The following is an 11,568-nucleotide window of genomic DNA, read 5'->3' as shown; positions in this document are numbered from 1 at the left end:
ACCCTGCACCGCGCACACCACCGGCTTCCACATCTTCTGCCACTTCGGGCTCAGCGCCTCGCCGGGATCTTCGTGGTTCCAGATATTTTCCGGTTGACCATAGGTCGTCTTGATGTCGAGGCCCGCGCTGAACGCTCGGTTACCGGCGGCCCGCAACACCACGGCGTTGACGGAGTCGTCCGCTTTGACGATCCGCCACGCTTCGGCCATTTCGTCGCACATGGTTCGGTTGAACGCGTTGAGCTGGTCGGGCCGGTTCAGCGTGATGGTGGCGACCCGGTCACCAGTGTCGACGTCCAGTTCGATGGTCTCGAAGCTCATCGGCACTGCCACTCCGGTGGCCTTTTCTCGACGAACGCCCGGGGCCCCTCCAGCGAGTCCTCGGTGTGCAGATTGCGTTCACGGAAAGACTCGGCCAGCATCTCGGCTTCGTGCAGCGGCAAGTCCAGGCCCTTGAGGATGGCCAGTCGAGTGCCCCGAACGGCAAGCGGCGCATTCAAGTTGACGATGTCGGCGATCTCATGAGCGCGTTCCAGCAGCCGATCGTGTTCGACGATCTCGCTGATCATCCCGAGCTCGTATGCCCGCTGCGCACTCATCCGTTCATGCTTGCCGACCAGAGCCATCCGCAGCGCGGTTGAGCGGGGGAGCACGCGGGCCACCCGGACCAACTCGCGCGCCGCAACCAGACCGATGCTGACGTGCGGGTCGAAGAACGTCGCCTTCTCGGAGGCGATCACGATATCGCCGGTGGTGACCCAGTCGAGTCCGGCACCGCAACACAATCCATTGATCGCCGCGAGCACCGGTTTGGCCATCGTTCGAAACGGCGGGGTACCTTCTTGCGGCGCCTCCCACTGTTCGTAGGTGGACAGATACGGTCGCTCGTTGATCACCTTGCCATCGCCGGGTATCGCCTTGACGTCCGCACCGGTGCAGAATGCCCGCCCGGTGCCGGTGACGATGAGAAGCCACACGTTGCCGTCGTTTTCGGCTTCGTCGTATGCGTGACGCAGCTCGGTGACCATATGCGGGCTGAGCGCATTGAGAGCGTCCGGCCGGTTCAGGGTGATGGTTGCCTTATGCCCGTCCACCTCGTACTTGATGGTGTCGTATGACGGTGCCGAGCTAGTTGACATCAACGTTCCTCGTTGCCTGATGGGGATGGATATCGATGCCGATGGTCATCGTCCGTTGAACTTCGGTGGCCGTCGTTCGCGGAATGCCGCGAGGCCCTCTTTGAAATCGCCTGTTCTGCAGGAGAGTTCGAGACCGAACAGTTCCTCCGTCATCGACTGGCTCAGCGTTGCATGCTGGCCGTAGTTGATCGCCTGCTTCGCCAGTCCCAGCGCCACCGTCGGCCCAGCGGCCAACCGGGCCAGTAACTCTTCGCTGACGTGGTCCACATCAGCCGGAGACACCACCTGGTGAATCAACCCCCAGTCCGCGGCATCAGTCGCGCTGACTTTGTCGCCGAGCAACAGCATCTGCTTGGCGCGTGTCAGCCCGATCAATCGGGGAAGTAGCCACGTTGCGCCCGAATCAGGACTGAATCCTCGCGTCGCGAAAGGCTCCCAAAACACTGCGTCGTCGGCCGCCACTGTGAAGTCGGCGGCCAGGGCGAGACTGCAGCCGAGACCGACGGCGAATCCACGGACGGTGCAGACGACCGGCAACTGGATCTCGTGAATCAGTTCGATCACCCGGTGCGCGGCGTGGGGGATGCGCCGAAGGATATCGCCCGTGCGGGGCCGCTGGTTGCTGCCGCTGTTGGTGGCAACCCAGTCGGCGCCGGAGCAGAAGTCGTCGCCCGCCCCGCGGATGTGGATGGCCCGCAGTGAGTCATCGGTGGCACCCTCGGTCAGTGTCGCGACAAACTCGTCGATTATCTTACGGTTCAACGAGTTACGCCGAGACGGCCGATCGATTGTGAGCCGCAGGATGGCGCCGTCGCGGCTCACGGTGAGCGAGCCGTCAGTCGCCGTCGAGTCCGCGTCCTGACTCACCGTCGAATCCGCCCTTCCCTGTCGATACGGATACCTCTACAGTAGGCAATACGATTGCTTCGCTGTATAACTTAGCAAGGAAAGCCGCGATACGGAACAGGGGCGTCGGGAAAGGGCCGCATGGACGAATACCAGCCATCGGATACCTCAGCGCGCCCCGATTCCGATTCGGCCAGATTCGGTGAGGCGCCGCTCGCCCAGACCGTCGCTGCGGCCGGCGCAATCCGTCGGCTCAGCTCATTGCTGCTGTCGCTCGAACACGCGCACCCCACCGTCGACGCGATCATCGCGCAGATCGGCGTTTGGGAATCGGAGCTGAACTCGGCGGTCCCACCGGACGGAACACCGCGGATCGGGGACGACGACGAGGGCACCCAGCGGGTCTACCTCGATCACGCGACAGACATCGGTGCGTTCAACCCGTGCTTTCCGGAATATCGCTTCGATCACCTCGACGGCGAAACAGCCTCGGGGCGAGTCAGTTTTCCGGTGGTCTACGAGGGGCCGCCCGGGTTGGTCCACGGCGGGTTTCTCGCGGTGTTCTTCGACTGTGTCATGCAACATCAGAACTGCGTCGCCGGACTCTCCGGCAAGACCCGGTCGCTGCAGGTCACCTTCCGGCGCCCGACGCCGGTGCTGACCGCGTTGCGCTTCGAGATTGCCCGGTCACAGGAGGAGCGGGGCATCACGTCAACGGCCCGCGTCCTGCTCGACGAGGAGGTGCTGTGCGTCGGCGAAGTCACGACGCTGGCGCTGCCTCCGGACAAGCTGACCGGGCACCGATTCGGCAAGCGACGAGCCGAGCAGACCTGACATGGCAGTGCAACGCTTTCGCCAACCCCGCGTCGCCGAACTCGTCGCCTCGCAGTTGCGGGACGACATCTTGTCCGGTCGTTTGAAGGAAGGTGACGTTCTCCCGTCGCAGGAAAGCCTGTTCGCCGAATTCGGCGTGAGCCCGCCCGCGTTGCGTGAGGCGATCCACATCTTGGAGACCGATGGGCTGATTTCGGTGCGCCGCGGCAATGTCGGCGGAGCGGTCGTCCACCATCCGACCGCTGAACGCACCGCGCACATGCTCAGCATGGTTTTGCAGACGAGGGCCGCCAGGCCAGTGGACGTCAGCGAGGCGCTGGTGCATCTCGAACCGATCTGCGCGGGGATGTGCGCCGCGCGAGAGGACCGGATGACTGAAGTGGTGCCCTACCTTCAGGACGACATTGAAATCCAGACAGCACAATTCGACGACGTGTCGCAGTACGTGCCGAATGCCCGGCGATTTCATGAGACGCTGGTCTCCCGGTGCGGCAACGAACCGATGATCCTGCTGATCGGATCGCTGGAATTGATTTGGTCGGCCCACGAGTCGGCGGTATGGAACGGCCACGGCGAACCGGCGCCGATGGTGGACAAGACCAGGAGTGCGGCACTGCGTGATCACCAGCGCTTGCTCGACGCCATCACCGACGGCAATGCCACCCGGGCGGTGCGGCTGGCGCAAGACCACCTGGCCGCAGCGCGCCGAAACACGCTGGCCTTCGGCACCGGCCAAACGATCGAGGCCAAGCTGATGTCGGATCTCGAGGTACGCCTGTATCCGCGCTCGACGTACAACGGCCGGCCACACAGCAGAAAGGGGTCGCGCACATGACCGCCTCAGACAGCAGCGACGACCGCGTTCTCTTCGAGATCGATTCGGAAAAGCGGATTGCCACAATAACGTTGAACAACCCCAAGCAGCGCAACTCCTACGACGCGAGTATGCGCGAGGCCGTCGCCCGGTGCCTGGACCGCGTCGCGGACGACGACGACCTGACTGTTGTGCTGTTGCGCGGAGCAGACGGCGTGTTCAGCACGGGTGCGGACATGAACAACGCCTACGGCTGGTATGGAGAGCGAAATTCAGAACAGTCGGGGGACAGCGAAACTCGATCGGCGAAGAGCCGTCCCAGCCAGCGCCGCCGGCTCACGGTGGACCGCAAGTCATTCAGCTTCTATCACAACCTGATGGGCTTCCCGAAGGTCACGGTTGGAGAGATCAGTGGCTACGCTCTCGGGGGAGGCTTCGAAATCGCCCTGATGACAGACATTTCCGTGATCGCCCGCGACACCAAGATCGGTATGCCGGCCACCCGCTTCCTGGGTCCGGCACTGGGCAGCTTGCACATGTTCTTCCACCGGTTGGGTCCTGTGCTGGCCCGGCGTCTGCTATTGACCGGCGACATCATCGACGCCGGGGTGGTGGAGCATCTCGGAATCTTCACGGAGACTTGCGATTTCGGCCAAGTGGCGGCGCGCGCACGGTATTGGGCGGAGAAGGCTGCCAAAATGCCGGCCGACGGCGTTGTCATTGCCAAAGAGGCTTTCCGGTTGGTCGAGCAGAGCCAGGCGTATCAGGGAGAGGAAGTCGCGAGCTACCTCTTTCATGCATACGGCACCAACCTGCAGTTCGCACCTGGGGAGTTCAACTTCGTCAAAACGCGCGCCCAGCACGGCACCAAGGAGGCGTTCCGGCTTCGTGACGAGCACTTCAACGTGCCAGAGCCGCCCAAAAGCTCCGCACCGTAACGGTTCTACTGCCGCGTACCCTTAGCCCGCCCTGCGGAGGGAGATTTGCGTTGCCGTGACGGCGTCGACTTGCGTTGGTGGCCGGGCGACTTCGGGCCATGATCGATCAGCCGGCTTGCATGGTCGAGAATGCAATCCAGGCCGTATTCGAAGTTGTTGTCGTCCGGCGCACCGATGTGATGGCCCTTCGTGGTCATCTGGGCCAGCAGCGGAGTGACCTCGGGGTCGATGACCATCGCGTCTTCGATTGTGCGACCGCCGTTTTCCGTCGCTTGGTTCTTCTCCTGGAGTCGGTGCAGCACAACTGACCCCCGGACGTGAACCGAGACCGCGGAGTAGGTGTCAAAAGCCTCTTCCGGTGACAGCCCCGCCTCGACCAGACCGCCGATCGCTTTCTCGATCTCCTGGACGCCGAGCTTTGCCGCTCGGGGACTCAGCGCTGACCTGATCAGAATCAGATCACACAGTATTGGGTTGCCCATGAAGGTTTTACGCATCGAGCGGGCGTGGTTGCGAAGCGTCTCGCGCCAATCGGTGGCCTCGACATACGGGGTGGCGAAGACATATTTGCGCAATGCGCGGTCGGTCATCGCGTTGAGCAAATCGTCCTTCTTGCGGAAGTACCAGTAGATGCTCGTGACACCAACGCCGAGGTGCTTGCCGAGAAGCGGCATGCTGAGGTTGTCGATCGAGACCTGCTCTGCGAGTTCGAATGCACCGCTGATGATGTCGTCGGGATTGATGGACCCACGTTCGCGCCGCTGACGCTTTTCGGCGGTTGCTTGCTTAGCCACTGCGGCCACCTCCATCCCGTTCAACACTGCGCCGGCCGTTCCGGCTTCGCGGTCCGGTGGACTCGAATCTACCGGCAGTTGCCGGTTGATCTGCGGTAACGCAACCGTGTCGCCATCTCCGCCTGCTACTGTAATACCTATCGTAGGGTTTGTGATACGCCTGGCGGCAAGCGAAGAGTAACCGGGTATTTGCCTCATTCTGCGGGCGTACACCGCGGCCAAGGCGGCGTTGACGAGCGTCTCCAAGAACCTGTCGCTGCTGCCGGCCAAAGACGAGATTCTGGTCAACGTGGTGTCGCCGGGCAGCATCGCCTCTGAGTCGTTGGTGGGCTGCGTGACGTCGGTGGGCGTCGACGGCAACGATCCCTACCGGCTGATGGACGCCATCGCCGAACACTTCGGGCATCCCGCTCATCTGCCCAGGGCGGGACTGCCGCACGAAATGGGTTCGGTGGTGGCATTTTTGGCGTTGCGGCGCAATTCGTACATGACAGGAGCGAACGTCAACGTCGATGGCGGCTCGGACTTCATCTAGCGGGCCGTGCGCATCCGAATTTCGGCTGTTCGTGCCCCATCGAGAAGCCCGTCGGGACAGTTGCAGAATGCAGTACCGATAGGTATACAGTATGCGTACAAGCTGCACGGGAATTGCCGCCTGAGCTCAGGGTTGGATGGTCGATGAACCGCGCCGGCGACGATGCAGAGCAGGGAAGCGATGTGGGGGCACCTCCCGCTTGCGGGGGAGAGGAGTGGCGCACATGAGCACCGCTGACGACCTCGTCGCCGACCCCGGCCAGGACGAGGCAGTGATCTACGAGGTCACTGCGACCGGTGTCGCGGTCATGACGCTCAACCGGCCTGACCGACTCAACACCTGGGGCGGCGACATCGCCACCGCCTTCTACGCGGGATTGGACCGCGCCGAAGCAGACCCGGCCGTGCGGGTGATCGTGCTGACTGGTCGGGGTAAGGCATTTTGCGCCGGCGCTCAGCTGGGTTCGATGGGCAATGTCTCGCGGGCGATCGAGAAGACCGATGAGGGCAAGCTGGCGAGCTTGGTCGGGGATCGGCAGCCGCAGCATCTGACGACGCTGTGCAAACCGGTCATCGCGGCCATTAACGGGTCCTGCGTTGGTATCGGGCTCACCCAGGCGCTGATGTGCGACGTCCGGTTCGCCGCTGCGGGTGCGAAGTTCGCGGCGTCGTTTGCCCGCCGCGGGCTGATCGCGGAATACGGCGTCTCGTGGATATTGCCGCGGCTGACCGGCTGGGGCGTCGCGCTCGACCTGCTGCTGAGCGGACGGACATTTCTCGCCGACGAGGCGGCGCAACTCGGACTGGTCAAAGAGGTCGTGCCGCGCGAACAACTGATGACGCGGGCGATGGCCTACGCCGAGGACATCGCCCAAAGCTGTTCGCCCGCATCGATGGCCGTCATCAAGCGCCAGGCCTACGGCGATGCGATGCGCGAGGTGGCCGACTCCAGCTCACGGTCCGAGGTCCTGCTGCAGCGGTCGCTGCAGCTTCCCGACGTCATCGAAGGGATCACCAGCTTCCTCGAAAAGCGCGCCCCGAGTTTTCCCGGGCTGAGCGCCTCGGCAACCGCCACCGACGAATCTTGCGGCACCGGAAAGGATGACCATGGGGACCTTGGGCTATAAGGCCATCGACGTCGACAATCACTACTACGAACCGCTGGACGCATTCACCCGGCACCTGGACAAGAAGTTCCGCAGGCGTGGCGTCCAGATCTTCAAGGACGGCAAACACGTCCAGGCGATCATCGGTGATCGAGTGAACCGCTTCATCCCGAACCCGACTTTCGACCCCATCATCGTGCCCGGTTGTCTGGACCTGCTGTTCCGCGGTGAGATTCCAGAAGGTGTCGACCCCGCATCGCTGATGAAAGTCGAGCGGCTCGAGCAGCATCCCGAATACCAGAATCGCGATGCCCGCATCACGGTGATGGAAACCCAGGGCATCGAAACCGTTTTCATGTTGCCGACATTCGCGTGCGGGGTCGAAGAGGCACTCAAGCACGACGTCGAAGCGACGATGGCTTCGGTGCATGCGTTCAACCTGTGGCTGGACGAGGATTGGGGTTTCGACCGATCCGACCACCGGATCATCGCCGCGCCGATCATCTCGCTGGCCGACCCGGCCGGGGCTCTCGAGGAGGTGGAGTTCGTCCTGGCCCGTGGCGCGAAGCTGGTGCTGGTGCGCCCGGCCCCGGTGCCTGGCGTGGTCAAGCCGCGGTCGTTGGGCGACCCCCTCCACGACCCGGTGTGGGCCGCGTTGGCCGAAGCCGGTGTACCGGTCGGCTTCCACCTCAGCGACAGCGGCTATCTCCAAATCGCCGGAATGTGGGGTGGCAAGTCGACTTTCGAGGCCTTCGGTGGCTCGAATCCGTTGGACCAGATACTCGTCGACGACCGCGCGATCCACGACACGATGGCCGCGATGATCGCTCATGGCGTGTTCACTCGTCACCCGCAACTCAAGGCAGTGAGCATCGAAAACGGCTCGTATTTCGTGCACCGGTTGATCAAGAGGCTGAAGAAGGCCGCGAACAATCACCCGAAGTTGTTTCCAGTCGATCCGGTGGACCAGCTGCGCAACAACGTCTGGATCGCGCCCTACTACGAAGACGACCTGCCCGAGTTGGCCTCGTTGATCGGCGTCGAGAAGATCCTGTTCGGGTCGGACTGGCCGCACGGTGAAGGATTGGAGAATCCCGTGTCGTTCACCGAGGAGCTCGCTGGCTTCAGCGCGGAAGACATCCGAAAGGTGATGCGCGACAACGCATTGGACCTGCTCGACGTCAAAGTCGGCTCGGCGGCGTGAGCGTTCGAGGCGACGCAAAACCATGAGCGAGTGGACTATAGGCGCGGTCCTGGACGTGATCGCCGAGGTCGTTCCAGACCGGGCGATCACCGTCTGTGGTGAGCGTCGCAGGACGTTCGCCCAGGCCGCGGACCGCACCCGGCGGCTGGCAAACTATCTCGCAGCCAACGGGTTCGGTGCTCATCACGAACGCGCGGCTCTGGAGAATTGGGAATGCGGGCAGGATCGCGTCGCGCTCGTCATGCACAACGACCTGTACGCCGACATGGTCGTCGGTTGCCTGAAGGCCCGCACCGTTCCGGTGAACGTCAACTACAACTACACGGCGCGCGAAGTTCGCGAACTGTTCGACTACGTGCGGCCACGTGCCGTGATCTATCACAAGTCGCTTGGCGTCAAGTTCGCCGATGTGTTGTCGCCCGGCAGTGCGGACCTGCTGCTGTCGGTCGACGACGGAACTACCACACCCGACCTGCCCGGCGCCGTGCCCCTGGACGACGCACTGGCGAAAGGCGACGTGGACCAGAACGTGTCTCCGTCTCCCGACGACCTGTTGATGGTCTGCACCGGAGGCACCACTGGGCGGCCCAAGGGCGTGCTCTGGCGCCAGTCAGACATCTACGTCTCGTCCATGATGGGCGCCGATCATGCTTCTGCTCAAGAGATTCGGGACAAGGTGAGTCGCAACGCCGGACAGCCCTGGTTCGCGGTGTCGCCGTTGATGCATGCCGCCGGAATGTGGACGGCGTTCGCGGCCATCATGGCCGGGCTGACGGTGGTGCTCTACGACACCAGCAAGAAACTCGACCCGCAACTGGTATGGCGAACGGCGGAGCGCGAGAAAGCGGGCATGATGACGATGGTCGGTGATGCCTACGCTGGTCCGCTGGTCGCTGAATTGCGACGAGGCAACTACGACTTATCGTCGCTGGCCGCCATCGGCACCGGCGGCGCCGCAACGAATCTCAAATATCAACAAGCTCTACTGGCCCTGCTGCCTCAGCTCACGCTGATCAACGGGTACGGGTCGTCGGAGACCGGAAACATGGGATTCGGGCACAGCCACGGTGACACCCGAACCGACACCTTCACGCTGCGCGAGGGTGGACTGGTGCTGTCCGAGGACTACAGCCACTTCCTTGCCCCAGGTGAGCAAGAGGTGGGATGGGCCGCAAGGGAAGGCCGAATTCCGTTGGGATATTTCAACGATCCCGACGCCACCCGCAAGACCTTTCCGGAGATCGATGGTAAACGCGTGGTGATATCGGGCGACCGTGCCGCGCTGGAAGCGGATGGGACGCTGCGGTTGTACGGCCGCGACTCGCTGGTGGTCAATACCGGTGGCGAGAAGGTGTTCGTCGAGGAAGTCGAAGAAGTACTGCGCGCGCACCCGGGTATTGCCGACGCGTTGGTCGTCGGCCGGCCGAGCGAACGCTGGGGCGAAGAGATTGTTGCCCTGATCCAGCCGCGAGACGGAGCAGAGACGGCACGCGAAGTGCTCTACGCCCATTGCACATCGCAATTGGCGACATTCAAGGCGCCCAAGGAATTCATCGTCGTCGAGCAAGTCCGCCGCCTGGGCAACGGAAAGGCCGACTACCGCTGGGCCAAAAGGCAAGCGACAGAGAAAGCGCCGATGTCGAGATGAACGCCAGCCGGGTTATCGATTGTCTCGTCAACGTGCACTTCGGTGAGACCGAGAAGCAACCCACGTGGATGCTCAAGGTGCGGGACGACTACTTCAAAGGCCCCGAGTCGATGTTCGCACCGGTGGATCTGTCGGCGCTCCTCGAAGAGATGGACGAGCACGGTGTCCAGAAGGCCGTGCTGATGGACAACCTCGCGAAGCCCTCGGTGACGGCGCGCAAATTCGTCGAAGCGAAGCCAGACCGGTTCGCGCTCGCGATGGGCGGCGTCAACTTGCTGCGACCGATGCCATCGTTGCGCGAACTCAGCGCGGTCGTCAACGACCTCCCGGTCGCGTATGCCGCTGTGGGGCCCAGCTTCTGGGGCGACGGGCAATACCCGCCCAGCGATGCCGTCTACTACCCGCTGTACACCAAATGCGCCGAGATCGGACTGCCGCTGTGCATCAACACCGGCCTACCCGGACCCCCTATTCCCGGTGAGGTGCAAAACCCCATTCACCTCGACCGGGTCTGTGTGCGGTTCCCGGAGTTGAAGCTCTGCATGATTCACGGCGCGGATCCCTGGTGGGATGTCGCCATCCGGCTACTCATCAAATACTCGAACCTTCGCCTGATGACGTCGGCCTGGTCGCCGAAGCGGTTACCCGACAGCCTGCTGCACTACATGCGTACGCGTGGACCCGACAAAGTGATCTATGCCTCGGACTGGCCAGTGCTGAAGATGCGCCGCGTCGTGCCCGAAGCGCAGGCCTTGGACCTGCCCGCCGACGTCCTGGAGAACTATCTCTACAACAATGCGCACACCTTCTTTTTCGAGGGCCAAGAGGAGCACTGACCATGGATCGCTACGAACTCCGCAGAATCGACTACAGCCTGACCGATGACCATCAGGCTCTGCAGGCTGCGTACCGCGACTTCTTCAAGACGCATTGTTCGATCGAAACCGTCCGCGCAGCAGAAGAATCCGGCTTCGACAAGAGTCTCTGGGAGCGGCTGTGCGGGATGGGCGCCACGACGATGGCGTTGCCCGACGCCGTCGGGGGAGACGGAGCGACGCTGGTCGATCTGACATTGGTCGCCGAGGAGATCGGCCGCTCACTGGCGCCCGTGCCATGGATCGACCATGTCTGTGCGGCACGGTTGCTGGCCCGATTGGGCTCGTCGGAGCCAGATGTCGTCAGCGGCCAACAGCTCGCATCGTTCGATCCGCGGCACGACAGCGTGCGTGGGAGCCGGCTCATCCCAACCGGATCGATCGCGGATCAGATCATCGTTCGCGACGGTAGTGGAGACGGGGCGGTGGTGCTCCTTAAATTCGATACCCGGCCGACAAAAGTCGACAACATTGGTCGGCTACCGATGGCCTGGGTCGATCCGGCTGCCGCCGACACCAGCGTCGTACTGGCAAGCGGGTCTGAGGCCTTAGCGGAATACCAACGAGCGCTGGATGAGTGGCGGGTACTGATGGCCGCGGCGCTGACCGGTCTGGTTGAAGAGACGATGACCATTGCCGCGGAGTTCGCCAAGACCCGCTACACGCTGGGTGTGCCGATCTCGACGCTTCAAGGCATCTCCCATCCGCTTGCCAACATCGCGATCACCGTGCAAGGCGGACGCAATCTGGCGCGTCGTGCGGCGTGGTTCCTGGACAACGAACCCGACGAGCGGCCCGAGCTGGCGCCATCGGCGTTTGTGTTCATGGCCGAAGAG

12 protein-coding genes and 1 pseudogene are annotated in these 11,568 nt (G+C 63.0%); 9 read left to right on the top strand and 4 right to left on the bottom strand.

Annotated elements, in window-relative coordinates; genetic code table 11:
* From WAN02_RS30900 to WAN02_RS30890, 3 genes are all read right to left on the bottom strand, one after another.
* Nucleotides 1-321: enoyl-CoA hydratase/isomerase family protein (locus WAN02_RS30900; protein WP_422269181.1), on the bottom strand; the 321-nt coding region annotated here is incomplete at its 3' end.
* Complete coding sequence (locus WAN02_RS30895) at nucleotides 318-1,139, bottom strand: enoyl-CoA hydratase/isomerase family protein (RefSeq protein WP_422269180.1); 822 nt, start codon at nucleotides 1,137-1,139, stop codon at nucleotides 318-320. The genes WAN02_RS30895 and WAN02_RS30900, both read right to left, overlap by 4 nt.
* 45 nt (nucleotides 1,140-1,184) lie before the next feature.
* The gene (locus tag WAN02_RS30890; RefSeq protein ID WP_422269179.1) at nucleotides 1,185-2,006 is read right to left on the bottom strand and encodes an enoyl-CoA hydratase/isomerase family protein; all 822 of its coding nucleotides are present in this window, start codon (nucleotides 2,004-2,006) and stop codon (nucleotides 1,185-1,187) included.
* A gap of 120 nt (nucleotides 2,007-2,126) precedes the next feature.
* Here WAN02_RS30890 and WAN02_RS30885 point away from each other — a divergent pair, with 120 nt between their 5' ends.
* From WAN02_RS30885 to WAN02_RS30875, 3 genes are read left to right on the top strand one after another with little or no spacing between them, the layout of a single operon-like run.
* Complete coding sequence (locus WAN02_RS30885) at nucleotides 2,127-2,819, top strand: PaaI family thioesterase (protein ID WP_422269178.1); 693 nt, start codon at nucleotides 2,127-2,129, stop codon at nucleotides 2,817-2,819.
* 1 nt (nucleotide 2,820) lies between these two features.
* On the top strand, nucleotides 2,821-3,654 hold the full coding sequence (locus WAN02_RS30880; protein ID WP_422269177.1) for a FadR/GntR family transcriptional regulator: 834 nt from the start codon (nucleotides 2,821-2,823) through the stop codon (nucleotides 3,652-3,654).
* The gene (locus tag WAN02_RS30875) at nucleotides 3,651-4,571 is read left to right on the top strand and encodes an enoyl-CoA hydratase/isomerase family protein (protein WP_422269176.1); all 921 of its coding nucleotides are present in this window, start codon (nucleotides 3,651-3,653) and stop codon (nucleotides 4,569-4,571) included. Before WAN02_RS30880 ends, WAN02_RS30875 begins: the two co-directional genes overlap by 4 nt.
* A 5-nt stretch (nucleotides 4,572-4,576) precedes the next feature.
* On the opposite strand, the gene WAN02_RS30870 is transcribed toward WAN02_RS30875, so the two are convergent.
* On the bottom strand, nucleotides 4,577-5,365 hold the full coding sequence (locus tag WAN02_RS30870; protein WP_422269175.1) for a TetR/AcrR family transcriptional regulator: 789 nt from the start codon (nucleotides 5,363-5,365) through the stop codon (nucleotides 4,577-4,579).
* 193 nt (nucleotides 5,366-5,558) lie between these two features.
* Between WAN02_RS30870 and WAN02_RS30865 the strand changes: the two are divergent.
* The 6 genes and pseudogenes from WAN02_RS30865 to WAN02_RS30840 all read left to right on the top strand — a co-directional run.
* Nucleotides 5,559-5,900: pseudogene (locus WAN02_RS30865) on the top strand (SDR family oxidoreductase); the annotation flags it as partial.
* 223 nt (nucleotides 5,901-6,123) lie between these two features.
* Nucleotides 6,124-7,026, top strand: a complete 903-nt coding sequence (locus WAN02_RS30860) for an enoyl-CoA hydratase (protein ID WP_422269174.1) — start codon at nucleotides 6,124-6,126, stop codon at nucleotides 7,024-7,026.
* Nucleotides 7,007-8,209, top strand: a complete 1,203-nt coding sequence (locus WAN02_RS30855; RefSeq protein ID WP_422269173.1) for an amidohydrolase family protein — start codon at nucleotides 7,007-7,009, stop codon at nucleotides 8,207-8,209. Before WAN02_RS30860 ends, WAN02_RS30855 begins: the two co-directional genes overlap by 20 nt.
* 22 nt (nucleotides 8,210-8,231) lie before the next feature.
* Nucleotides 8,232-9,857, top strand: a complete 1,626-nt coding sequence (locus WAN02_RS30850) for an acyl-CoA synthetase (protein WP_422269172.1) — start codon at nucleotides 8,232-8,234, stop codon at nucleotides 9,855-9,857.
* Nucleotides 9,854-10,693: an amidohydrolase family protein gene (locus tag WAN02_RS30845; protein WP_422269171.1), complete on the top strand. Its 840-nt coding sequence runs from the start codon at nucleotides 9,854-9,856 to the stop codon at nucleotides 10,691-10,693. Before WAN02_RS30850 ends, WAN02_RS30845 begins: the two co-directional genes overlap by 4 nt.
* A gap of 2 nt (nucleotides 10,694-10,695) precedes the next feature.
* A partial coding sequence (locus WAN02_RS30840; protein ID WP_422269170.1) for an acyl-CoA dehydrogenase family protein occupies nucleotides 10,696-11,568 on the top strand: 873 nt, incomplete at its 3' end.

The sequence above is a fragment of the Mycobacterium sp. genome (genome assembly GCF_049281135.1).
In the GTDB taxonomy this organism is placed as follows: domain Bacteria; phylum Actinomycetota; class Actinomycetes; order Mycobacteriales; family Mycobacteriaceae; genus Mycobacterium.
The sequence above is the reverse complement of the archived record's forward strand: the minus strand, read 5'-3'. Positions and strand labels throughout refer to the sequence as shown.

Excerpts from the sequence above, each read along its gene's own strand:
- WAN02_RS30885 (WP_422269178.1), top strand. The coding sequence starts at position 2,127 with ATGGACGAATACCAGCCATCGGATACCTCAGCGCGCCCCGATTCCGAT.
- WAN02_RS30880 (WP_422269177.1), top strand. The coding sequence starts at position 2,821 with ATGGCAGTGCAACGCTTTCGCCAACCCCGCGTCGCCGAACTCGTCGCC.
- WAN02_RS30895 (WP_422269180.1), bottom strand. The coding sequence starts at position 1,139 with ATGTCAACTAGCTCGGCACCGTCATACGACACCATCAAGTACGAGGTG.
- WAN02_RS30875 (WP_422269176.1), top strand. The coding sequence starts at position 3,651 with ATGACCGCCTCAGACAGCAGCGACGACCGCGTTCTCTTCGAGATCGAT.
- WAN02_RS30860 (WP_422269174.1), top strand. The coding sequence starts at position 6,124 with ATGAGCACCGCTGACGACCTCGTCGCCGACCCCGGCCAGGACGAGGCA.
- WAN02_RS30845 (WP_422269171.1), top strand. The coding sequence starts at position 9,854 with ATGAACGCCAGCCGGGTTATCGATTGTCTCGTCAACGTGCACTTCGGT.
- WAN02_RS30850 (WP_422269172.1), top strand. The coding sequence starts at position 8,232 with ATGAGCGAGTGGACTATAGGCGCGGTCCTGGACGTGATCGCCGAGGTC.
- WAN02_RS30855 (WP_422269173.1), top strand. The coding sequence starts at position 7,007 with ATGGGGACCTTGGGCTATAAGGCCATCGACGTCGACAATCACTACTAC.